Origin of the sequence: Rhizobium sp. MHM7A (assembly GCF_005862215.1) — a bacterium.
Lineage (GTDB): Bacteria > Pseudomonadota > Alphaproteobacteria > Rhizobiales > Rhizobiaceae > Rhizobium > Rhizobium bangladeshense.
In genome coordinates this window covers 44,493-66,006 of the sequence record NZ_VCHT01000002.1, presented here as the reverse complement: position 1 = coordinate 66,006, position 21,514 = coordinate 44,493, and the positions used below count along the sequence as shown (strand labels likewise).

Genomic DNA, 21,514 nt, shown 5'->3' with positions numbered 1-21,514 from the left:
CATGACCACCACAGCCATCCCGCTCATCACCGTCGTCATACCGGCTTATAATGCCGAGAAGACGCTTTTGGAGACGCTGACGAGCGTCTCGAACCAGTCCTATGACCGGCTCGAAATTCTCGTGGTAGACGATGGGTCCCGCGACGGCACTCTCGAGCTCGCGCATGACTATCGTCTAAGGGACAATCGTGTCCGCGTTCTCACCCAGGTCAACGGCGGGGTGGCGCGTGCTCGCAACCACGGCATCAGAGAAGCGCGCGGAGTTTATATCGCCCCCGTCGATGCCGATGACGTGTGGCATCCCCACAAGCTCGAGCTCCAGCTCCAGGCGGTGCGGAAACTTCCCGAGGGTAAGGGTGTCGCCTATAATTGGTATGCAGCCATCGACGAAAACGGAATCATTTTCGGCCACTCGCGCCCGGTCCTCCATCAAGGCAACATCTTCGAACCTCTCTTGCGCGAAAACTTCATCGGCAATGGCAGCACACCCTTGATGCCGCGAGAGGAAATCATCCGCTGCGGCGGCTATGACGCAGGCCTTCGCGACAGTGGCGCCGAAGGCTGCGAGGACCTGAAACTTTATCTGGCGCTGGCAGAGACATTACCCTTCGCCCTGGCTCCCGATTTTCTCACGGGTTATCGCTTCACCAGGGGAAACATGTCGAGCAATGCCCTTCGGATGCTAAAATCTCACTCTCTGGTGATGGAACCGATCATCAAGCGTTATCCGCATCTGGCGCACGATATCCGGGCGGCAAAATTCAACACGGCGCGCTGGTATTTCAACAGAGCCTTTGCCGCGCGCGATTATAACCAGGTCAGGAAGCTGGCGCCGATGATGGCGAGGGAATACTCCCCGCAGCTGATCGCCCATGGGTTGCAACAGCGATTTCGCCAGGTGAAACGTCATGGCATCCGCGTTGCAAAGCGCCTTCTCGGAAAGCCCTCGGCTCCGAAAAATGTCTTTGCAGGGGCAGCCATTCCGCAACCTGGCACGCCATTCAGCGATCGTTTCGTGCCGATCGGGGAGTTGCTCAGCCCGACGCGTTCGCGGATGACCGACAATGCATAGAATGCGACAATCCGCTTCCTCCCGGCCAACCAACGCGTACAACATGGTCATTGCGGCTCGCTTTCGTGAGCTTCGGCAACTCGTGCCGGCGCTGCGGCTCAAGATGACTGTCATGATCATCCTGGGAATTCTGACGGGATTCTCAGAGATGGTCGGAATTACCTTGCTCGTCAGCCTGGTTTTTCTCCTCGGCCAACAAGCTTCCGGCGTCGGCGCATCCCTGCCGGCGTTTTTCGGCGGAGTCGATCTCAGTCTGTCGAAACCGGTACTGATCGGCATCTTAATCGGCTCCATTCTCCTCAGAATCTCCTTGGGATTTGTAAATTCCCTGATTGACAGCGCCGTTAACCATCAGATCAGCGACTCCATGCGGGATCGTCTCTATGCCAAAGTCTTGACCATCCCCTTCCAGCGCTTTCAGAGTTATGAGCGCAGCGACCTGATTAACGTCATCGCCACTGAATCCTATGCAGTATCGTCAGCCCACGCCAGCCTTGTGCGTCTGGGAGTGAATTTCGGCACCATCGTGATCTTCGGCGTGGGCATGCTTGTCATGGCGTGGCCAATTGCCGTACTGGCGCTCGCCTTCGGTTGCATTCACAATTTCGCTTTGGGGTTCTTCGCCGGTGCCTATCGCCGTCTAGGCGCTTCAGCGCTCGCCGCGGTGGAATCATTGACGCAGTTGAGCTGGACAACGCTGCAGACCTTAAAAGCCGTCAAAAGCTTCGGCCTCGAAAAGCGCCACCAAAAGTTGTTCGAAGAGCTCTCGAGGGACGTGGGCCACACCTGGCGCAGGTCCGACTGGATGGGTGCGACGACCTCACTGGTGAGCGAAGTCCTCACTTTTGCGGTCATCCTGACAATCATCCTTTCTTCGCAATTCCTTCCAGTCGATTTCAAGGCAGCGCTCTCTGCAACGATCCTCCTTTACAGGCTTCAACCCCATATCAAGGGATTCGACTCCCAGATCCTGCGTCTTTACGAGATGGAAGCGTCCCTGCACAACGTGCTGGCGCTGCTTTCCGAGAAGGATGACGCCAAACAGGCCTTGCAGGGGGAGCCGGTCAAAAGGCTCTCGGAAGCCATCGTCTTCCACGATGTTTCGTTCACCTATGAGCATGCGACCGCACCGGCTGTTCACAACCTCAACTTTTCGATCAAAGCAGGTGAAACGACGGCCCTGACAGGACCGAGCGGCTCCGGCAAAACGACCATTCTGAACATGATCCTCGATCTCATTCAGCCGACGCGAGGCCTGATCACGATCGACGGTCGAAATCTGGCAACCCTTGATCGATCCAGCTGGCTGCAACTGCTATCGGTATCGGGCCAGGATGTTGAGCTGATGGAGGGCACGGTTTACGACAACATCCGCTTCCGTCGCGATATCTCCGAGCAGGACGTCCGTTGGGCCGCCGATGTCGCCTGCGCCACGGAATTCATCGAGAATCTGCCGGAAGGCTTCGACGAATGGCTGGGCGACGAGGCGGTGCGGCTTTCGGGTGGACAACGGCAGCGGATCGGCCTGGCGCGCGCACTCGCCGGCAGACCCCAAATCCTGCTGTTGGACGAAGCGACGAGCGCGCTTGACGAAAATACCGAGATGCGGGTGTTTTCGGCGATCCAGGAAGATGCTGACAGAACACTGATCGTCGTCAGCCATCGCCCCGCTGTCGCGAAGCTGATGAAGAACCAGATAGATCTTCGCCCGCCAATGCTCGCATCCACATCCAAGCTTGGGTGACGGCGATGGAGATGTCACCCATATCGGGGATTCTCGTGGCAGTCGTAATCCCCGCTTATAATGCCGAAGACTACGTCGCCCAGACGCTTCAATCCGTCATCGATCAAACACACACGGCGCTGGAGATCATTGTCGTCGATGACGGCTCGACGGACGAGACGGCGTCCATCTGTCGGCGCTTTGCAGCAGAGGATTCAAGGATCCAACTTCTGTCGACGGAAAACCGTGGCGTCGCCGCAGCCCGCAATGCCGGGATCGAAGCATCGAAAGCAGGCTATATCGCCTTCCTGGATGCGGACGACCTGTGGCATCCCACTTATATCGAGAGAATGCTGTCAGCACTTCATCCCCTGCCCGACACCTGGGGTGCGGTCTATGCTCTTCACCGTCTCATCGATTCCGAGGGATATTGCACGAAGTCGGGCTCGTCGCTCAGCGCCCGGGAATCCATTCTCATTCGTCACCTCGTCTTCCGCTTCGTCGGCAATGGCAGCGGCTTCATGGTGCGCCGCGCGGTCATAGACAAGATCGGCGGCTACGATTCGAGCTATGCCAAGCGGGGCATCGGAGGATGCGAAGACTTTGATTTCGAGCTCCGCACCGCCGAGCATTTCAAGATCGAGGCGGTGCCACTCGGCCTGGTGGGTTATCGCGTTCATTCTGCAGCCATGTCTGCCGACAGATCCCGAATGGCACGATCGCTTCTGGCGGTGACTGAGCAATGTGCCGCCCGCAATCCGGGACTTCCCGCTTTCGTTGTCAGCTGCGCCCGCGCCTCGGCTCACCTCTATGCGTTCTCGAAATTTGCAGCTTTGAGAGATTGGCGCAGCGCCGCAGCCTCACTTAAACACATCTACCATCATAGCCCGCTGCTTGCAGCAGGGGTCGTCATCAAACTGATCGTTTCGAAAGCTATCAGAGCCGCAAACAAGGCGTTGTTCAAAGTCTGGCCGATCAAGCAATCCAAGCAACAATATTTCAAGAAATTCGAGGATTTGGATCCCCTTATCCCTCTGGTCGGCGGGTGGTCCCGTTTCCGAACGAGGTCCCTGTTCAGGCGTTTGTCGGAGATCGACCGGTGCGGCGGAAAGTCCGCTGCGATCGCGAGGAGATAGAGCATCTCCGCAATTGAGGAAAACGAAGAGGCCTTCAAAGCTCGGCATTTCCACTCAACTGGCAATCACCCCATAATTTTGAAGTAAAATTCAGTAGACTCGCCGATGCCGATAGGAGTTTGACAATAAAGTGTGGGAAATCGTAATTGCCCCAATAATAATCTGTGACATAATCAACTTTAAAAGCAATTATAGCCTCGCACTGTGCAAGCAATCTAATCCGAGGGCCCGTCACCACCCCGACGGGTCCTCGACCTTGCGAGGCGACAGGCTGGTGCAGATAGATCCTGCATCGGATGGTAATACTGGTCTGTGTAGATGGGCTGAGAAAATCTGTGATGTCGACAGGAAAGGACAGTCGCTCCTTCTCTTACTGCGCTAACATCTCGCTCGACACCGGAACTAACGCCGCTTTTGCTTCAGGAGAAAACTGGCTGATTTCAAAGAGGCGTCACGCAGACGATATTATTTTCAGTTATAGATCAGCATGTCGTCTTTTTAATCTAAACACCACCACATCCGCCGATCATTATTAGGCAAGGCTTATTCGCCTTTTAGTTGATATTGAAACACAACCTGCATGTGAAACCTTCATTTTTACCTTTTGATGAAACCATACTTATACCTCACCTGTCGTGGAGTTATTGGATTTTTCCCTGAAAATATCGGGAATAAACTCATTTCGAGAACAAAACTTCTGCCGTTCATTCCTGCTTTGCTTTCTCGCAAACGCGTTGATCAACCGGTCTATAGAAGAGGCCGCCACGACGATGATCCACCGGTCTCCGGGAACCGCGTCGGTACCGAAGACTGGCAAGGCAATTCAGCATCAAAGAATATCGGGTGTGGAGGCGAGTTTGGACTTTGATATGCCGACAAATCAAAGGGTTGAACTGTTCGCCAGGCCGCCGACCAGACCGATGTAAGGTCAGCCTTGGATCGGTCAATACAAGCTCGTCAGATGGCGGAGACCCTCCAGGCGAAGATCCTCTAGGCGAAGACCACCCTCAGCGTAAGAGACGCTCACCATTCCCGACATAGAACAATCAGTCCTCCTGCACAAAAGAGCTGGCCTCATTCACCAAGCCTGAATGCCCCCACGTTCCAACCTGTGTCGAAATGGTCGCACCCCGCCATCGAATTAACCTTTCATAAAGCATTTGCTTGCTCAACTTATAATTTGTGTCATGGTCACTGCAAGTAGTGAGGAGCCGACCTGATGAGTGATATGGCATCGCAGATTCCGGAATTTGGTTATGATGAACGCGTGATGATCTGCCGGAAACAGATTGAGAAGGCGGTTTATCAGTTCATTGCAAACACGAAGGTCGAGGGGTGCGATCCAGCGGAAGTCGCAATGGCCATCGCGGACATTGCCGACGACTACATATTACTGCTGGCCCAGAAGCGCGATTTGACCCATTGAGATCAGGATCGGCCACCCGGCCGATCATTAGACAACCGCTGAAACCAAACAGCCGCCGTCTCCTTGCCCGGAGACAACGTCAACGAAACTCCTTACCATTCTTGACGCTTGTTACGCTCGACATCAAAATCACTCGAAGGTGAGTCGACTGTACGCTTTCACATCGCTGCTCGCTCCCGAATGACTCGCCGCACGGGCTGATTGGCCACGCGCCGACCGACACCCGTGGTCGCGAGCTTGCGAGGTAACGCCGTGGGCAAAGTGCCACCAACAGTCGGTCCTCCTCGCGATAGCCGACCTCGGCATCGGAAGTTCGCGAGCAACCACGGCTGGCTGCTTTGGCCAGCGCTTTTGATACCCATTTTGCTTCTTGCAAGTATCGTTGCTTATTACCGTGAAATCCGCCCCGTCGATCCTGCCGGACTCCTTGAACACCAGAGCCTTAACAAGACTGCCCAATCACCACGCACAGCCCTCGATACGGCGGCTCCTTCTCCTCTCCCGCCGATAACTGTATCGCGGCATCTGACCGAGGTCCCCAAGCTGGAGCTTGCAAGTCAGTTTCTGCGGAGGTGGCTGGTCTCGGGGCCAAATATTTGCGGCGGTCTTCGAGAGGCCGGCATCGAGATGAGCGAATGGAAAGCCGCATCGATGCGCAATCGCAATTACGAATGTTATTTTCAGCGCATCTACGAACGGGACGAGGTACGACCGATCAGTTCGACCTTCGTTAAGGTTCGTGGAAATGAAATTGGTGAAATTCTTGAGATCCGCGCCAAGATCATTGGACCGAAGACAGATGCACAGGGACATCTCGCCCCGGCCGTCCTGCGCATTTTCGAGATCATTGTGAAGCGGGCGTGCTGGCCGGATTTTGGGGACGCGCTTACGTCGATCCAAAACCTTAGCGATGTTGAATACGAACGATTCGGCGCTTATCTTACCTTCACCCGCGACGCCGGCAGCGAAAATAGCTTTAATTTTGCTCTTGGCATTAAGGCGACCTCAGCATCGCAGATGAGGACCAAGGCCTATTTTTCGACAGACCGATGGCTAGTCACGAGAACTCCCCGCAGTGTTCCTGCAAATTTCGGTCTCATGAACCGCTTGGTCACGTCCGCATCAGCCAATTGCGCTCAATGACGCGTAAGCACTAGTCACGATCCGAGATCGAGCTTGAACTGCCACTGCAATAGCCAGCTCCAGCGACCGTCAACGATGAGAGCGTCTCGCCGAGCAGGTGAACGGAGCGCTTGAATGAGCGGCTACAAACATCTCACCCCCGAAAGCTCACATCAGTGACTTCTTATGCTCACCAGCGGAACCGGAGAGCTCAATTCAGCCAAGTCTCTGGTCAGCCCCTCCCCGACTTCCTGCTTCACGGCCTCAAGAGCAAGATCAAGGCAATTCGTGGCGAATTGCAGTTTGACATCCTGAGCAACCTGTCGCGCGTAGGCGATCATCCTCGCCAGTGCGACCAGTTCGTCCAGACCGTCCTCCGCCCCGAGATCCCCATTTACTTTAGCAGCCGATGTCACGCCCATGCCCATTTCTCCAACGAATTGAAGGAATGATACGCGGGCTGACGTGGTCGAGCCCGTGAAAAAAGCGTGACACAACTCCCGGTGACTGTCGTCGTTCTCCCTTCACAATGCAGGCCGTGTGGAGAATGAGGTTTCGTGGAGTTTCCAGGACAAATCGGCATCCACGCGAATGTCAGCTGCTGACTGCACTGCTTTCAGCAATTCAAGGGCATCGATGCGTTTTTGATCGACGGAATGCGAGACAAGGGTGGCGAGGAGGTGAGGGCGATCCGGCTCGGCTATGCCAGCGCATTGCTCGACGATTGCCCGCCACGTCCGTCTTTTGAAGAATATCGCGCTTGCGGCATCTTCGATGACCTGGCGCAACCCACCGGGGAGCAACTCATTCCTTTCCATGGCATCGAGCGTGGCGCTGACATTGACGAGCGGTATCGTCAGCGGCTTGCCGCCCAGAGCGCTCGGCGCGTGCACCAGCGCCACGGCGGCATCGTCGACCAACCGGCCCGTACGGTAGTCTTCAAAAATGCGGCCGATCCCGATCATCCCGAACGAATGACATTCCGCAGCACGTAACGCGCCCATACTTGCGGCTCCGAGAACCGTCACACCAAGCGAAAGAGCACGGAGGATTTCCTTATGCCAAACCGGGGCGGCGTATTCGAAGCCGCCATCGATCAGGCCGATGACATTGGCACCTTGATCCACTGTTGCCAGAACATCGCCCTGCGTGGCTGGCGGCAGGACGCGTATCGACCCGCCGGCAAGTGAGGCCGCTTCGGGAAGACTGGGACCTGCGAAAATGATCTTCAAAAGCCTATCGCCCTGGCGAGCGCCCTTGTTCCAAACGGGCGAGCACGCTGCCCTTCCGGATTTTCGAGCTCCGGGATGACGACCTTGACGACGCCAAAGGGAAGCGTTTCGTCGCTGAGGCGAACGACGATCACCGAACCGATCGCTCTGTTTCGCAAGGCGTCCAGCACATGCTGCAGCAAATGCGCTAGATCCTGATTTTCCGGCGTTCCACCAGTGACAGGACCGGCGACCGGCGAGACGGGAACTGCGTCGAAGGCCCGCCGCATCAGCGGCGGCAAGGACCTTGAGAACGTGACGGGAGAAATATCGTCCCTGGCTCCGCTGATATAAGTGAGCCGCGATTGCACGGCTTCCGTTACCGCCCGGATGGCCGCGCGCACGGGAGACGGATGGGCTCCCGTACCGCCGGTCACCTCGACAAGGCGGATATCCCTGGCGCACTGGCGATCCCGCTGGCCTGGAACGGCATCCCGTGGCCCCAGAATGGCAGTGAAACAGGGAATGGCGATGTCGCTGGTAATATCGAAGAGCCTGAGCGCCAATCCTGACCTTTCGATCTTGTCGATCAACCCGGTCAGTGCATCGTCCTGGAAACCGCGAGGGTCGACGCAGCCGGCATAACGATCCGGTTCCCCGCCAACCTGCCACAGCACATGCGCGTCCCGCTCGATCCGCTCGAGCACGCCATGGAAAACCGCCTCCTCGACACTGTTTCCTGATGCCAGGCCGTCCGATGACATCCAGTATCGCGCATCGTAAGTGCGGTCGAGCAACACCGCTTCAAAAGGGATATAAATCGTCTCTCCGGTTAGGATATTGATGCCGGCCACCCATTCCGTCTCCTCGTCCGGGCCGAGATCGGGTTTATGCATCGCAATCAGGCAGTCCAGCGTATCAATCCTGTGCCCCATCGTCTGCAGACCCAACGAGGTACTCAGGACGAGATCGACGAAAGGTTCGCCGGCAACTGCCCGTTCCAGGGCCTCCATGACGGTGGACACTTTGGCGTCGACATCGGTCAGACCCTTTCCCTGAGCAATCACGATTGATCGCGAATTCGGAGTATAGGCGCACCAGACCGGAATTCCGACGTCATCAAGCCCGGTGTGTCTCGCAACTCTTGTTATGCCGAACCGTGCCAAGAAAGGCTCGACGCGGGAAAGAGTTTCCCGCGGCGATATAATCCTGTCGGAATATATGGATCGGTCCGTCAGAATGCCCGCTCAGCCGTCGACGTGACCGGAAAGAGCGACCTGCGCCGACGAAACGGCGACGGCCATATCGGCGCCCTTCACGAATATGCCGCCGGCTTTGCGCAGGCCGCTCGCGGTCGCCAATTCTCCAGTGGGATTGAGCGGTCTGACCGTGCCGGCGTCGAGATCGGCGAGCCAAAGACCTGCCTCGCCAGGTATTCCTATAATGACAGCCTTCGCCATGTGATGCCCCTCAGCTATTGTTAAAATCCGGCCTTCAACAGGCCCTCCCTATATAGGTCTTTTTGCCATTGCTCCTTGAAGGGAACGATGGCGAGCCACTTCTCGACGTCGAACACCGGGTTGATGCTCTCGACGCGCTGCCGATGGAAGAGTGCCCGTTTTCGATCGCCGGCCATTGCGCAACTGGCCGCGGCGATACGATGGGCCGGCGCCTTGTCTTTCATCGCGTCGACATAAGCGATGGCCTCTTCATACTGTTCCAGGAAGAAACTTGCTCCCGCCGCACACCAAAGATAGGCGTCAGGTGCGATCGGATTGAGCGAAATTGCCTTCCTGATCTTGGCGAGCGCGTCGCCTGGGCGGGATGCATGAACGAGTGTATCGGCATGGCTGTAGATGACATCGGCAAAATGCGGGCTGAGTTCTTCCGCCAGATGAAGGGCTGCGACGCTGGCATCCACATCACCGAGATAAAGTTTGGTGACGCCGAGCTCACGATGACCCGCCGCCGATCCCGGATCTCGCTCGATGGCGCGAAGCGCATGCTGCTCCGCCAGATGCAGCAGTTCATCGTTTCCCTGCGCCGTTACGAGCCATTCGCTGGTGAAAGTTCTTGCCAGGCCGGTAAATGACGGCGAGAAATCCGTCTTATGCGACAGCGACTGCTTGAACGCCTTCCTTGCCCGCCGGATATGCGGCAGTGTCAGCTTGCTCATCAGGCTCGAGCCGACGAGATAGGCGTGATAGGCCTCGGGGTTGGCTTCGAAACGTAACCGTTCCTCCTCGTTTTCAGCCAGCTCACGCGCCACCGACGCGGTCAGCTGCTGGGCGATAATCCGTCTTTGACGCGGCAATATATCGGGGGTCATCCTGAAACGATTGGCCCAGATGATCTCGTCCGTGGGGAAATAGATCAGCTGAGCGAACAATCCCTCTTCGGAAAATCGGGTATCCAGAAGATAGGCGATCGAGTGCCGCGCGACCACGGCCGCTTTTTCGGAGTCGCGGCGGATCTGTCCAGCCGTATGCGGGGCGACGATGGAGATATGCCGGAGCGCACAGAGTTCGATTGTGACGTCTTCGATCAGGGCGTTGGCAAGCGCAAGTCCGGCATCGGCGTGCTTCGCTGTAGGAGGAAGCAACACCAGACGAGGGAGGATCCTCAGTGTCGGCGATATGCGTTCGATGTCGGTTGATTGGCTGCCGGGCTCGGGACGCTTCACCTCCGCCCTTGGACGGCCGCCGTCATCTGGCAATCTCTCGCCCAACGACGAGCCACCGGATAGCCGATGCAGCAATGCCCTGATCTGCTCATCATTCGGATCCCGTTCGAGGATTTGCAGGGCAGCGCTGGAAATGATACGCGCCGCGCCTGGCTTTTGCTCATCCGGCAACGCCTCCAGCAATGTTTGACGCAGTTGCAGCGCATGGACGTCCCGCTGCGCCCTGATCCAAGCATCTACCGGCTTTGTCGCCGGCTTGATATTTCCGATGAAACCACGCTGGGTCAACTCGGCGATCGCCTGCAGCCGGTCCAGCGGCGTACCGCCGGCCCGAAAGACATCCAGATCGCTGGAAACCACTTGCTTGTTGAGGCAAACCGTGGTGGCGGTGAAATCAAAAGCTGTTTCAACGCGCCCGCCGTCCATCTCACGGATGCGGGACAGCATTTTGCGCAAATTGAGCCGCGCCAACTCCGGCTCGACGTCGCTCCACAGAAATTGAGCTAGTTCATAGCGGCTGAGTTCATTGCTCGCACCCGCGTAGATATGGGCCATCATCAACAGCCCTTTGATCGGATAGCGAACGAGCTCGCCATCCGCCTCGGTCAACCGCAGATCGCCAAATGTCTGCAGATGAAGCACGATCCGTTCCTCAGTTGTGTACGACCGGATCCTGCAGGTCGCTATCGACGTCAGGCAATCCCGCCACCGCGAGACTTTTGGCCAATGCCACCAGCTTCTGGCGGATGTTCGGATCTTCGATCGCGATGAACGCCTTGTTGAGGGCCAAGCCCTCCTTGGAGGACAAAAACTTGTTCAATTCGCTCGTCTCACCCTCGACCGGACCGGAACCGCCGTTCTCGAAGAAGAAGCCGACCGGCACGCGAAGGATCTCGGATATGCGCTGGAGCCGGCTGGCGCCGATCCGGTTCGTTCCTTTTTCGTATTTTTGAATCTGCTGGAAGGTAATGCCGAGAAGTTCGGCCAAACCATGCTGGGTCATCCCGAGCGTCTTTCGTCGAACTCTCACACGGTTGCCAACATAGACATCGATGGAATTCGGCGATTTGGCCTTCATCTGATTAAGTCTCCCGCTTCATCAATATGCCCCGCTGTATAATGGAGAGTTTAAGCAATAATGCAACTAAAAGTAAATATTTCGTAACGGTTTTTTTCAGCGCCGCCTGCAGTAGAAACAACCTGTGGATTACTGCGGCGCATGACGCGATGTCGTGCCGTCTGCATCCTCGCTGCCGGAAGACTGTCGCGCAATCGACCAGCCGCCTACACTTGGCTAAAGCGGCTTGTCGGCGACGGCGATCATTGATTTGGCAAAGGCAGGAATTCTTCCGACATATTCGAAGCGGACATTATCGAAGCCGGTTTCAACCAACAGTGTGCGCAGCGTGTTTTTCGACCAGAACTTGATATGGCCGTGATCCTTCAATGGCATGAAGTGATCATCCATTTTTCCCGTCACAGCAAGCGCAAGGTTCTTCAGATAGCCGTGATAGGGCGTCGACATGACCGCGATCCCGCCTGGTTTGACGAGATCAAACATCGTGGAGGTGAAGGTCTTGGGATCGTAGACATGCTCGACAACCTCCAGGCTGATAACCGCGTTGAAGCTGCCATATTCGCGCGACAGGTCGTCATAGGCCGAGCCGACGCTCAGCGCCAGTCCAGGATACCGGATATTGGCCTTGCCGATCCCATCGCTGGAGGGATCGACGCCGACGACATCATATCCTGCTTTCGCCAGAGCAGCGGCGGCTCCCCCGGTGCCGCACCCCAGATCGAAGACGTCGTTTTCTACAGAACCATCGAAATGATCCCCCAGCACATCAAAAACCTTGGGCAAAATATAAGAGTGTGCAGTTGTCGCCTTGGCGTGAACGTAGGTGGTTGCGTCTAGCTCGATGGACATGTCCTCTCCTTTCTGCAGTTTCAGCGCAACCTATCGATCATTACGTCGAAAATTTGATACAACCCTCGAAATCCACCTGATGGACAAATATATCGGCAAAATAATGTATGGTTTCAGCGCCAATATTCTAACCAATCGCGCGAAATAAAAGCAAATATCCGACGTTTTTACGATTTTTGGTGCGGATTATATTTTCAGCTCGACCATTAGCTGAAATATTAATGTCAATTCAACAATGATTTCAAACTGACCAGTTTTAAATACAATTCGGACGATACCGATTGATGCGGTCACAGAAGCAGCAAGATCAGCGGCTAACCCCTCGCCGCAATTGCCGAACGCTGTATCGGAGTTCTCGGCGCCAATGCTGTGAAGCATTTCGACGGCGGAACCGACAGCTTGCTTTTATGAGGAAGCGGATGACAGGGCGCTCGGTTGCAGACACGAGGCCAAAGATATTTAACGGATCATGTATACTGCTGGATCTGGACAGACATCGAAACCTTCTCGCGTGCCGGAGAAGACAAGCTTGCCCGATAATTCGTCGCCCGCATATGCGAAACAGCCGGCAGGAAAACCGCGGATTCCTGTGATCTTCTGGTTGCTGCTGACGATTTCCGTCTCCTTGGTTATCGGAACGGTGCTCCTTTCCAACGATATGAGACACTTGAGGGCGGTCGGCCATTATTTCGGCTTCGATCTTTTTCCGCCTGAGGTTAAGCCGCAACCGCCCAAAGCCCTTCCCCGCCCGGCGCCGGCGACTTACAAGCTGCCGCCGCACACCATTGAAGCGCCCGTGGCACAGACCGCTTCGGCCTTTCTGCGCACATGGCGCATATCCGGACCTGCAATGTGCGCGGCACTGCGCCAGGCAGGCATTCAGACCAGCAAATGGGCAGCGGCCAGCTTCGACGCCGACACCTTCGAGTGTTTCTACGAGCATAGCGGCAAGCGCGAGAAGGATCAGCTCGCAAATTCCATCTTCGTCATCGTTCGCGGCGATGCCGCCGGCGCGATCAGCAACATGCGCGTAAAGATCGTCAATCCCGAAAGGGATCAGAATGGCCAGCTCGACCCAGCCATCCTGCGCATTTTCGAAACCATGCTGCGTCAGCCGCAATGGCTCGATTTTCATGAGACTCTGAATGCGATAAAAGACCTAAAGGATATGAAGGAGGACGGCTTCGGAGCCAGCATCAGCTTCACCCACGAAGTGCTCAATCCCGAGCGTTACAATTTTACCCTCTCGCTGGATGCAACGTCAGGCCCTGAGAAAAGGACGAGGAACTATTTTTCCGGCAGAACATGGCTCCCCGCGCCGGAGCACTCGGTTGCGGCCAACCACACGCAACCGAAACTTCTCCGTCAAGAGCCGCCGGCAGAAAATCGCAACTAGTCTAAGCTCCCCGCCCGCATTGGCCGCGCTTCAGGCTATGCGACTTTCATCAGCGTTATGCCTGGACAGGATCCTGTAAAGCTCCGTCAAGCTGTCTGCAGCTGGCCGTTCAGCCCCGTCGCCGCCGGCCAGGCGCCAGAGACGCTCTACGTTAAGGTCCTGAGTGGCCTGCGCAAGTTCATCGCTGAGCGAGCGAACGACGCCTGTCGATCGACGCAACCGCGACGAGGTTCTGACGAGCGCGACGAACAGGATGAGAATGATGCCGACAATGCTGAGAGCAAGTGCTGCGAACTGCCGATCATCAAGCCGGGAGACGCCGTTTTGGACAGTCGCCATAAAAAAAACGGCATTTTGAAATGCCATATAAAAACAGCTCATCAAATAGTTAAACCAATCTTCCATAAAGAGCTTCCTCCGCAGCGGTTTGTATCTTGGAACATGCAGAAAAGTCCAGAAATCACTGTCGTTATCCACTTCGCGGTAAATATATCTGAAGTTGTATCGCTGTTTTGATTTCGATTCCGCGCTGGCTCGTCGTCCGCGCGGTTGGCCCTTCAATTCCGTCGCAGACGTGAAACGCCAGCTACGGCGAGAGAAAGAATGAATAGAAGACGTTTCCTCGCCTCCGTCCCGCTCGCCCTGTTATATGCGCGTGCGGTTCAGACTTTGGCGCAAGTGCCGCCATCTGCCGGACTGCGCGCCCTTGCCGACGGAAAGTCGTTTCGATTCGGTTCGGCGATCGATGCGGAGGATGTCAACAATCCGATTGCGTCGCAGCTATACATCGACAACGTCAATTCGATAACGCCGCGAAACGAGCTCAAGTGGAATGCAACGGAGAAAAGACCCGGCGTCTTTTCCTTCGGCCCAGCCGATCGCCTCGTTGCGTTTGCACGCAAAAACAACATGAGGGTTTATGGACACACGCTCGTCTGGTACCGCACGCCCGATTGGGTGTCCGCTATCACCGACGCTGAGACCATTCGCGTGGCGATGAACCGTCATATAAAACAGGTTGTCACTCGCTATAAGAGGTCGATCGATGCTTGGGATGTGGTGAATGAGCCGTTGGAATATGATGCGCCGGATCTGCGGAATTGCGTTTTCCGACGCCATCTTGGCGACGACTACATCCGAATGAGCTTCGACATGGCACACGAAGCCGATCCCGACGCAATGCTGGTTCTCAATGAGACGCATCTGGAGAAAAAATCCGACGTGTTCGAACAGAAGCGTGCGCGCATCCTGAAGATTGTCGAGGATCTCGTCGCCAGAAAGACGCCGATCGGCGCCGTCGGGCTGCAATCGCATTTCCGCCCCGGTCTCGATCGAATCGATCCGGAGGGGATGGGCCGTTTCTGTGCAACGCTGAAGGATATGGGTGTCGGCGTTTTCATCACAGAACTCGATGCGTCCTGCCACTTCCTCAACCGCGACCAGAGCTTCACGCCGGTCCCTTATGCCGAGATATTCGGTGACGTGATCACAGTCGCTGCCGAACGTGGTGACTTGAAAGGCGCCACGGTTTGGGGCATGTCGGAGAAATATGGCGAGCTTGACGAGAAGGACACCCATCCCGGCGCGGCATGCACGAAGCGCGTTAATCTTTACGACGAAAACAACGATCCGAGAAGTTCGATTGACGGCATCAAGCGGGCAATAGAGGCAATGTGATCGCCAAGACAGCGGAGACGCGAATAGATTCATGAGAAAAGCCGTTATTTATGTAGAAAAATTTTTGCCTGCCAGCCAGGCATTTGTTCTCAACCAGGCGGTGGCATTTCGTTCCTTCGAAGCTGAAATCCTTGCTGGTTCGCGAATCTCTTCCGCCCACACCAAAAAATCGACTGTCCCGGTTCATGACATACGTCGGTCTCCTGTTGCGCGCGCCGGTGAACTGCTTCTGAAAATTCCGCAGATCGGCCTGCCTTTCCTCTTTCCCGCGATCGGCAAAGCCGATCTCGTCCATGCGCATTTCGGCAAGAACGGCTACGTCATCGGTCCCTTGGCGCAGGCCGCCGGCAAGCCGCTCGTCACGACGTTTCACGGCTTCGACGCTACCTATCGGGGAGATCCGAAAAAACCGGGCGGCTTCAATCAGGTGCGCTTTTTCGCCAAGGGCCGGAGCGAGATGGCAGGCTGGAACAGCTGGAACATCGCGGTTTCGGATTTCATCCGAGACCGGCTGCTGGCGCTCGGCTTCCGAGCCGACCGCGTCTTTCGCCATCACATCGGCATCGATCTCGATCTCTTCAAAATGGAGCCGCGTCCACGAAAAAAGGGGCTGGTGGTTTCCATTGCCCGTTTCGTCGACTATAAGGGCCACCGCTTCATGATCGACGCGCTTTCACGCGTGGCGGCCGCCGGCACCCCGGTTGAATTCGTCATGGTCGGACAGGGACCGTTGAAGGATGAAATCGAAGCCTTGGCGCGTCGTTCCTTGCCAAGCGTCACGATCCATGAAAATCTGTCGCAGACAGAGATAAGGGATCTGCTCGCCAGTGCGGAGCTCTATCTTCATGGCAGCGTGACCCTCGACAATGGTCACGCGGAAGCCTTCGGCCTCGCCAATCTGGAGGCCGAAGCCGTCGGCACTCCGGTCGTCGCATTCCGCTCGGGAGGCGTGGGCGAAGCGATCGAAGAGGGGAAAACTGGTTATCTCGTGGAGGAGCGGGATGTCGCGGGTATGGCGGAAGCGGTCGGAAGACTGCTCAACGACCGGGGCCTGTGGACAGCCTTCAGCGCGCGGGCACCGCTTCTGGTGGCCGAACGCTTCGACATACGTCGTCAAACGGGGATGCTAGAGGACTATTACAGTTCCGTACTAGACCAATTTTCCAGCCGGGGTCGGACTTGATGGTGCAGACAGGAAAGAAGCCGAAGTGGGGACTGAACGTATTTCGGCCGCTGCGGAACGGGATCGTTAAGGCCAAGTGGCTCTATTATACGAAATTCTGGGGCATGGACATCGATCCCACGGCAAGCTTTTCGCTGAGCGTGCGCTTCGACAAGACCAACCCGAAGGGATTGCATATCGGCGCCGAAACCTACGTCGCCTTTGAAGCCGCCATCCTGACCCACGACCTCACACGCGGGCTCTACCTTCACACGAGGATCGGCAAACGCTGCTTCATCGGTGCCCGCAGCATCATCCTGCCCGGCGTAGAGATCGGTGACGAATGTGTCATCGGCTCCGGCTCGGTAGTGACGAAGAGCGTGCCGCCGCGCTCGCTCGTGGCCGGCAACCCGGCAAAGATAATCCGCAGCGACATCAAGATCATTTCGCGTTACGGACGCATGGCCCGCGAGGACGAAACGGTCACGCAGCTCGTGACGCACTTGCCGACTGGAGAAGCACGATGAAGATGTTTGCCTATCGTGGGAAACACGAGAATTTTGGCGACGAGCTGAACCATTGGCTGTGGGAACGTCTTCTGCCCGGTTTCTTCGACGACGATGAGAGCCAGCTGTTTCTCGGTATCGGCTCGATCCTCTACGATAATTTCGATCCGAACATGCAGAAGATCGTTTTCGGTTCGGGCTATGGCGGCTACACAAATCCGCCGAAAGTCGACGGCAATTGGACGTTCTATTTCGTGCGCGGAAAGAAGACCGCCGAAATCCTCGGCATTGACTCGAGTTACGCCATCGGCGATTCGGGCATCCTCACGCGCAGCTGCTGGGACGCAAAGACCGTTGAGAAGCGTTATCCCGTCTCCTTCATGCCGCATTATGAAAGCGCCATGTATGGCAGCTGGGACAAGGTCTGCGATCTCGCCGGCATCCACTATATCGACCCGCGCTGGTCGGTGGAAAAAGTTCTGACCGAGATCAGCGCGTCGCATAAGATCGTCTCCGAGGCAATGCATGGCTGCATCATCTCCGATGCGCTGCGCGTTCCGTGGCGAGCGATCCGGCCGATTGCGCCGGGCAATCGCGCCAAGTGGTATGATTGGGCGAGTGCGCTCGACCTGGAGATCGATTTCGATCCGATCGGACCGTCCAACCTCGTCGAGGCCGGCGCATCTTTGGTGCGTAAGAACACATATCTGTTGAAGAACATCACGTTCCGCCACCGTCGCATCCGGCAGCTGACCGGCAACTATGTCTTCGGCTCGACGATCAAAACACTGCAGCGCGTGGCTGAGAAGCCGGGACAGCTCAGCTCCGACGAGGCTATCGTAAGAGCGCACGAGAAAATGCTGGTCGAGCTGGATCGGCTGAAGCAGGATTTCTCCAAGAAGACGGCCAGCGCGCTTTGATGTCGCAGACCCCGTGACGAGGCAATAAGGCATGATGCTTTCTAGTTCCGCCAACGCTCTCCGCTCCCGCAAGGGCAGGAAGCACTCCGGATGGGCCTGCAGCCCTGTCCGATGGTCAAGATCTCAGACCTCGGGAGCCATTCGCCCATGAGCAGTGTTACCGACCGCCTGATTCGGGGCAGCATGTGGCTGAGTCTCTCCCGCGCCATCGTCAACGGGCTCTCTGCACTCAGCACCTTCGTGCTCGCCTGGTATCTGGTGCCGGCCGATTTCGGTCTCGTCGCCATTGCAACCACGATCCAGGTGATCCTGAGTTCGGTCACCGAACTCTCGCTCAATCAGGCCCTTATCCGTCACGAGTCGCCCAGCGAAACGCACTTCAGCGCGGTCTGGACCTTAAGCGTGACGAGAAGCGCGATATTGGCGCTGCTGTTTGCCGCCGCGTCCTTTCCGATCGCCGAATTCTATAACGAGCCTCGGCTGACGAGCGTTATGCTCGCCTTGAGTTTCAGTCTGCTCCTGAGCGGGCTCGCCAATCCGCGCCGTGTCATGCTCCAGCGTGATCTGATCTTCTGGCAGGAGTTCGTCCTCAACGTCTCGCAAAAGCTGGTAGGATTTGTCGTCACCGTCGGAATTGCGGCCATCTACCATAGCTATTGGGCGCTCGTGATCGGCACCCTCGCCTATCAGGTGACCAATATCATCGTTTCCTACACCGTTCTGCCGTTCTGGCCGCGCATCACCTTTCGGCATGCACGGGAACTGTTTTCGTTCTCGGTGTGGCTGACGGCCGGACAGATCGTCAACACGCTGAACTGGCGTATCGAATATCTGCTGATCGGCAAGATGCTCGGCGCCACACAGCTCGGCCATTATACGGTGGGCAACACCCTCTCGACGCTGCCGACGCGCGAAGCGACGGCGCCGTTGAACCAGACGATCTACCCTGGCTTCTCCAAGGTCCGCAACGATCCGGTCCGGCTGATCGCCGCTTATCAGCGTGCGCAGGCGCTTTTGGCAGCCGTGGCGCTTCCGGCGGGCATCGGCATGGCCGTGGTGGCCGAGCCAATGATGCGGCTTGCCTTGGGCGAGAAGTGGGTTCCCGCCATCTTCATCGTCCAGGCGCTCGCATCGGTCTTTGCCCTTCAGACCCTCGGCTCGCTCGTCCAGCCGCTCGGCATGGCGAAGGGTCATACGAAGATGTTGTTCATCCGCGACACGCAGATGCTGGTGGTCCGCATTCCCATCATCATCGCCGGCCTCGTGATGGGGGGGCTTCCGGGCGTCGTCTATGCGCGTGTGTTAACCGGCCTGATTTCCACCGTGGTCAACATGCTTCTCGTCAAGCGCTTGATCAACCTGCCGTTCCTCCAGCAGCTTGCGGCCAACTTCCGCGCGCTTACCAGCGTCGCCTTGATGGCCGCCGGCGTCTGGGGATTGTCGCATATTCTCAGCATGCCTACCGACAAGCTGCACTTGGCCCTTCATTTGGCCGTTCTGGTCATCGCCGGCGGTATCATCTATGCCGGATCGAGCTTCGTTCTTTGGGTTGCGATGAAGAAGCCTGACGGCCCGGAAACCGAAGTTTACCGCATCATTGTCAAGTTCCTGTCAAAAGCAAAACGTATTGCCGTACCCAAGTCGGCCTGAAGCTAAACGAACATCAACAAGAGAGGCAGAATGACCAGCCAATCCAGATCGGAGCTGATCGCAAAACTCAATGGCATGATCCATGATTGCCTGAAGGACTATGTCTCGCGCGATGAACCGCTTGCGATTCTCGATTTCCCCGACATACGCAATTGCGGCGACTCGGCGATCTGGCTGGGTGAGATGGCCTATCTCAGGGATCGCTTCGGCAAGCGCCCGGACTATGTTTCCAGGCTCCACGATTTTTCCGCCGACGAACTGAAACGGCGGGTGCCCACCGGCCCGATCTTCATTCACGGCGGCGGCAATTTCGGTGATATCTGGGTGGCCCACCAGGACTTCCGCGAGATGGTCATGGAACGTTTCCCGGATCGGCAGATCATCCAGTTCCCGCAGTCGATCCACTACAGTTCGCCCGAGCGCATCGAGCAGTCCAAGAAGGCCATCGGGCGCCACAAGAATTTCGTACTGCTCGTGCGCGATGAAGAATCGAAGGAGTTTTCCGAGAAGCACTTCGACTGCACCGTGCGGCTGTGCCCTGATATGGCCTTCGCCATCGGCGCGCTACCGGACAGGGCGACGCAGATTCCGGTCCTCGCCATGTTGCGGGAGGATGCGGAACGGGTCGGTGGCACCGATCGCAAGATCCCTTCGGATATTCCTGTGCAAGACTGGATCACTGAATCTAAACGGAAAGTGGACATCGCCAAAAAATTGGGCGTCGCCTCTGCTTATCTCGCATTGAAGCCGAGCGAGGTTGCCTTGCGCAGGCTGGACGCTGCGGCCCATAACCGCTTCGAGCGTGGCATCAGCCAGATTTCGCGCGCCCGCGCGATCGTAACCGATCGCCTGCACGTCCATATCTGCTCGCTGCTGCTTGGCCGTCCGCATGCGGTGCTGGACAACAGCTATGGAAAGATCCGCCGCTTCATGAATGCCTTCTCCGGCGGCACCGACCTTTCCTACAAGGCGACTTCGCTCGACGACGGGATCGAGTGGGCGCGTCAGCAGGCTGCCACTGGGCGCGTCGCTGAGAAAGACGCTGTGGGCCTGCGGGCTTGAGGGGGAATTCGATGCCACTTGTCACCTTCATCATCCCGGTCCGACATCAGGACAACGCGCGCGATTGGAGCAAGCTGAAGGCAAATCTCAGCCAGACCGTGGCCTCCATCGCCAACCAGACCAATGGAGATTGGCGCGGCATCATCGTGGCCAACGAAGGCGCCGATCTGCCCGATCTGCCGGAGAAATTCTCCGCCGTGCGCGTGACCTTTCCGCCGAACGACATGCACGAGCTTGGCAAAGGCAGCAAGGAAGACTTCCTCGACGCGTTCCGCGCCGACAAGGGTCGGCGCGTCCTGAGCGGCATGCTGGCCGCGGCCGACAGCCGCTTCTTCATGATTGTCGACGATGATGATTTCGTCAGTTCCCGTATCGTCCAGCATGCTTCCGAAAATCAGAACGCGAACGGCTGGACGATCGACCATGGTTACATCTGGGACGATGGCGGTAATTTCCTGCTTGGTCATGATGACTTCAGCCATCTCTGCGGGACATCGCTGATCATTCGCGCCGATCTTTATGAATTGCCGCAGCGGTTCGAGGACGCTTCGCTCGACTGGATCAAGTCGATGCTCGGCAGCCATGTCCGCATTGCGGACATTCTTGCCCAGCGCGGAGCACCGCTGGCCAAGCTCCCCTTTAGGGGCGCGGTCTACCGGGTCGCCCATGGCGGATCGCATAGCCGGGCGCCGAGTCTGATGCGGCAGTATTTTCTCAATCGCGGCGTGCTTCTGAAGCCGCGACGCTTGTTGCGCAATTTTCGCAAGCTGAGGGTTCTCGGCCAGGGTTATCGGCGCGAATTCTTCGGCGGGGCGCGGTCGAATCCTGCATAAGACACTCC

Annotated in this window: 21 protein-coding genes; 13 read left to right on the top strand and 8 right to left on the bottom strand. The window is 56.9% G+C overall.

Features of this window, described 5'->3' with window-relative positions; translation table 11 throughout:
* Position 1 precedes the first annotated feature (1 nt).
* From FFR93_RS08535 to FFR93_RS08515, 5 genes are all read left to right on the top strand, one after another.
* Positions 2–1,072 (top strand): glycosyltransferase family 2 protein, encoded by a 1,071-nt coding sequence (locus FFR93_RS08535; protein ID WP_138392912.1) that lies wholly within the window; start codon positions 2–4, stop codon positions 1,070–1,072.
* The gene (locus FFR93_RS08530) at positions 1,065–2,816 is read left to right on the top strand and encodes an ABC transporter ATP-binding protein (RefSeq protein WP_138392911.1); all 1,752 of its coding nucleotides are present in this window, start codon (positions 1,065–1,067) and stop codon (positions 2,814–2,816) included. Before FFR93_RS08535 ends, FFR93_RS08530 begins: the two co-directional genes overlap by 8 nt.
* A complete protein-coding gene (locus tag FFR93_RS08525; RefSeq protein WP_138392910.1) occupies positions 2,813–3,931 on the top strand; it encodes a glycosyltransferase family A protein in 1,119 nt (372 codons plus the stop codon). Before FFR93_RS08530 ends, FFR93_RS08525 begins: the two co-directional genes overlap by 4 nt.
* Before the next feature lie 1,219 nt (positions 3,932–5,150).
* Positions 5,151–5,357, top strand: a complete 207-nt coding sequence (locus tag FFR93_RS08520; RefSeq protein ID WP_064705897.1) for a hypothetical protein — start codon at positions 5,151–5,153, stop codon at positions 5,355–5,357.
* Between the two features lie 363 nt (positions 5,358–5,720).
* The gene (locus tag FFR93_RS08515) at positions 5,721–6,500 is read left to right on the top strand and encodes a DUF6030 family protein (RefSeq protein ID WP_348640320.1); all 780 of its coding nucleotides are present in this window, start codon (positions 5,721–5,723) and stop codon (positions 6,498–6,500) included.
* Positions 6,501–6,652: 152 nt separating this feature from the next.
* Here the strand turns inward: FFR93_RS08515 and FFR93_RS08510 are convergent, their stop codons facing one another.
* From FFR93_RS08510 to FFR93_RS08480, 7 genes are all read right to left on the bottom strand, one after another.
* Positions 6,653–6,901, bottom strand: a complete 249-nt coding sequence (locus FFR93_RS08510; protein WP_064705899.1) for a hypothetical protein — start codon at positions 6,899–6,901, stop codon at positions 6,653–6,655.
* 102 nt (positions 6,902–7,003) lie between these two features.
* Positions 7,004–7,711 (bottom strand): TfuA-like protein, encoded by a 708-nt coding sequence (locus FFR93_RS08505; protein WP_138392909.1) that lies wholly within the window; start codon positions 7,709–7,711, stop codon positions 7,004–7,006.
* Positions 7,708–8,895, bottom strand: a complete 1,188-nt coding sequence (locus tag FFR93_RS08500; protein ID WP_138392908.1) for a YcaO-like family protein — start codon at positions 8,893–8,895, stop codon at positions 7,708–7,710. The genes FFR93_RS08505 and FFR93_RS08500 overlap by 4 nt, the downstream gene beginning before the upstream one ends.
* Positions 8,896–8,937: 42 nt before the next feature.
* Positions 8,938–9,150: a hypothetical protein gene (locus FFR93_RS08495; protein WP_064705902.1), complete on the bottom strand. Its 213-nt coding sequence runs from the start codon at positions 9,148–9,150 to the stop codon at positions 8,938–8,940.
* 20 nt (positions 9,151–9,170) lie between these two features.
* On the bottom strand, positions 9,171–11,015 hold the full coding sequence (locus FFR93_RS08490; RefSeq protein WP_138392907.1) for a peptide antibiotic resistance protein: 1,845 nt from the start codon (positions 11,013–11,015) through the stop codon (positions 9,171–9,173).
* A gap of 10 nt (positions 11,016–11,025) precedes the next feature.
* A complete protein-coding gene (locus tag FFR93_RS08485) occupies positions 11,026–11,451 on the bottom strand; it encodes a helix-turn-helix transcriptional regulator (protein ID WP_064705904.1) in 426 nt (141 codons plus the stop codon).
* A 216-nt stretch (positions 11,452–11,667) separates the two neighbouring features.
* Complete coding sequence (locus tag FFR93_RS08480; protein WP_138392906.1) at positions 11,668–12,300, bottom strand: methyltransferase domain-containing protein; 633 nt, start codon at positions 12,298–12,300, stop codon at positions 11,668–11,670.
* A 529-nt stretch (positions 12,301–12,829) separates the two neighbouring features.
* On the opposite strand from FFR93_RS08480, the gene FFR93_RS08475 reads away from it, so the two are divergent.
* The gene (locus tag FFR93_RS08475) at positions 12,830–13,696 is read left to right on the top strand and encodes a DUF6030 family protein (RefSeq protein WP_138392905.1); all 867 of its coding nucleotides are present in this window, start codon (positions 12,830–12,832) and stop codon (positions 13,694–13,696) included.
* A 30-nt stretch (positions 13,697–13,726) separates the two neighbouring features.
* Here FFR93_RS08475 and FFR93_RS08470 read toward each other — a convergent pair whose 3' ends face one another.
* Complete coding sequence (locus FFR93_RS08470) at positions 13,727–14,101, bottom strand: hypothetical protein (RefSeq protein WP_138392904.1); 375 nt, start codon at positions 14,099–14,101, stop codon at positions 13,727–13,729.
* 198 nt (positions 14,102–14,299) lie between these two features.
* On the opposite strand from FFR93_RS08470, the gene FFR93_RS08465 reads away from it, so the two are divergent.
* The 7 genes from FFR93_RS08465 (at position 14,300) to FFR93_RS08435 (ending at position 21,506) form a co-directional block, all read left to right on the top strand.
* Entirely contained in the window at positions 14,300–15,373 is a 1,074-nt protein-coding gene (locus FFR93_RS08465; protein WP_138392903.1) for an endo-1,4-beta-xylanase, read from the top strand.
* Positions 15,374–15,404: 31 nt separating this feature from the next.
* Entirely contained in the window at positions 15,405–16,556 is a 1,152-nt protein-coding gene (locus FFR93_RS08460) for a glycosyltransferase (RefSeq protein ID WP_064705909.1), read from the top strand.
* On the top strand, positions 16,556–17,062 hold the full coding sequence (locus tag FFR93_RS08455; RefSeq protein WP_020922035.1) for an acyltransferase: 507 nt from the start codon (positions 16,556–16,558) through the stop codon (positions 17,060–17,062). Before FFR93_RS08460 ends, FFR93_RS08455 begins: the two co-directional genes overlap by 1 nt.
* Positions 17,059–17,961: an exopolysaccharide glucosyl ketal-pyruvate-transferase gene (gene pssM / locus FFR93_RS08450; protein ID WP_064705910.1), complete on the top strand. Its 903-nt coding sequence runs from the start codon at positions 17,059–17,061 to the stop codon at positions 17,959–17,961. The genes FFR93_RS08455 and pssM overlap by 4 nt, the downstream gene beginning before the upstream one ends.
* Positions 17,962–18,108: 147 nt before the next feature.
* The gene (locus tag FFR93_RS08445; RefSeq protein ID WP_064711672.1) at positions 18,109–19,611 is read left to right on the top strand and encodes a lipopolysaccharide biosynthesis protein; all 1,503 of its coding nucleotides are present in this window, start codon (positions 18,109–18,111) and stop codon (positions 19,609–19,611) included.
* Between the two features lie 30 nt (positions 19,612–19,641).
* A complete protein-coding gene (locus tag FFR93_RS08440; RefSeq protein WP_138392902.1) occupies positions 19,642–20,673 on the top strand; it encodes a polysaccharide pyruvyl transferase family protein in 1,032 nt (343 codons plus the stop codon).
* 11 nt (positions 20,674–20,684) lie between these two features.
* Entirely contained in the window at positions 20,685–21,506 is an 822-nt protein-coding gene (locus FFR93_RS08435) for a hypothetical protein (protein ID WP_064705912.1), read from the top strand.
* Positions 21,507–21,514 lie beyond the last annotated feature (8 nt).

Excerpts from the sequence above, each read along its gene's own strand:
- FFR93_RS08465 (WP_138392903.1), top strand. The coding sequence starts at position 14,300 with ATGAATAGAAGACGTTTCCTCGCCTCCGTCCCGCTCGCCCTGTTATAT.
- FFR93_RS08535 (WP_138392912.1), top strand. The coding sequence starts at position 2 with ATGACCACCACAGCCATCCCGCTCATCACCGTCGTCATACCGGCTTAT.
- FFR93_RS08530 (WP_138392911.1), top strand. The coding sequence starts at position 1,065 with ATGCATAGAATGCGACAATCCGCTTCCTCCCGGCCAACCAACGCGTAC.
- FFR93_RS08485 (WP_064705904.1), bottom strand. The coding sequence starts at position 11,451 with ATGAAGGCCAAATCGCCGAATTCCATCGATGTCTATGTTGGCAACCGT.
- FFR93_RS08460 (WP_064705909.1), top strand. The coding sequence starts at position 15,405 with ATGAGAAAAGCCGTTATTTATGTAGAAAAATTTTTGCCTGCCAGCCAG.
- FFR93_RS08480 (WP_138392906.1), bottom strand. The coding sequence starts at position 12,300 with ATGTCCATCGAGCTAGACGCAACCACCTACGTTCACGCCAAGGCGACA.
- FFR93_RS08470 (WP_138392904.1), bottom strand. The coding sequence starts at position 14,101 with ATGGAAGATTGGTTTAACTATTTGATGAGCTGTTTTTATATGGCATTT.
- FFR93_RS08445 (WP_064711672.1), top strand. The coding sequence starts at position 18,109 with ATGAGCAGTGTTACCGACCGCCTGATTCGGGGCAGCATGTGGCTGAGT.
- pssM (WP_064705910.1), top strand. The coding sequence starts at position 17,059 with ATGAAGATGTTTGCCTATCGTGGGAAACACGAGAATTTTGGCGACGAG.
- FFR93_RS08455 (WP_020922035.1), top strand. The coding sequence starts at position 16,556 with ATGGTGCAGACAGGAAAGAAGCCGAAGTGGGGACTGAACGTATTTCGG.
- FFR93_RS08520 (WP_064705897.1), top strand. The coding sequence starts at position 5,151 with ATGAGTGATATGGCATCGCAGATTCCGGAATTTGGTTATGATGAACGC.
- FFR93_RS08495 (WP_064705902.1), bottom strand. The coding sequence starts at position 9,150 with ATGGCGAAGGCTGTCATTATAGGAATACCTGGCGAGGCAGGTCTTTGG.
- FFR93_RS08435 (WP_064705912.1), top strand. The coding sequence starts at position 20,685 with ATGCCACTTGTCACCTTCATCATCCCGGTCCGACATCAGGACAACGCG.
- FFR93_RS08440 (WP_138392902.1), top strand. The coding sequence starts at position 19,642 with ATGACCAGCCAATCCAGATCGGAGCTGATCGCAAAACTCAATGGCATG.
- FFR93_RS08510 (WP_064705899.1), bottom strand. The coding sequence starts at position 6,901 with ATGGGCGTGACATCGGCTGCTAAAGTAAATGGGGATCTCGGGGCGGAG.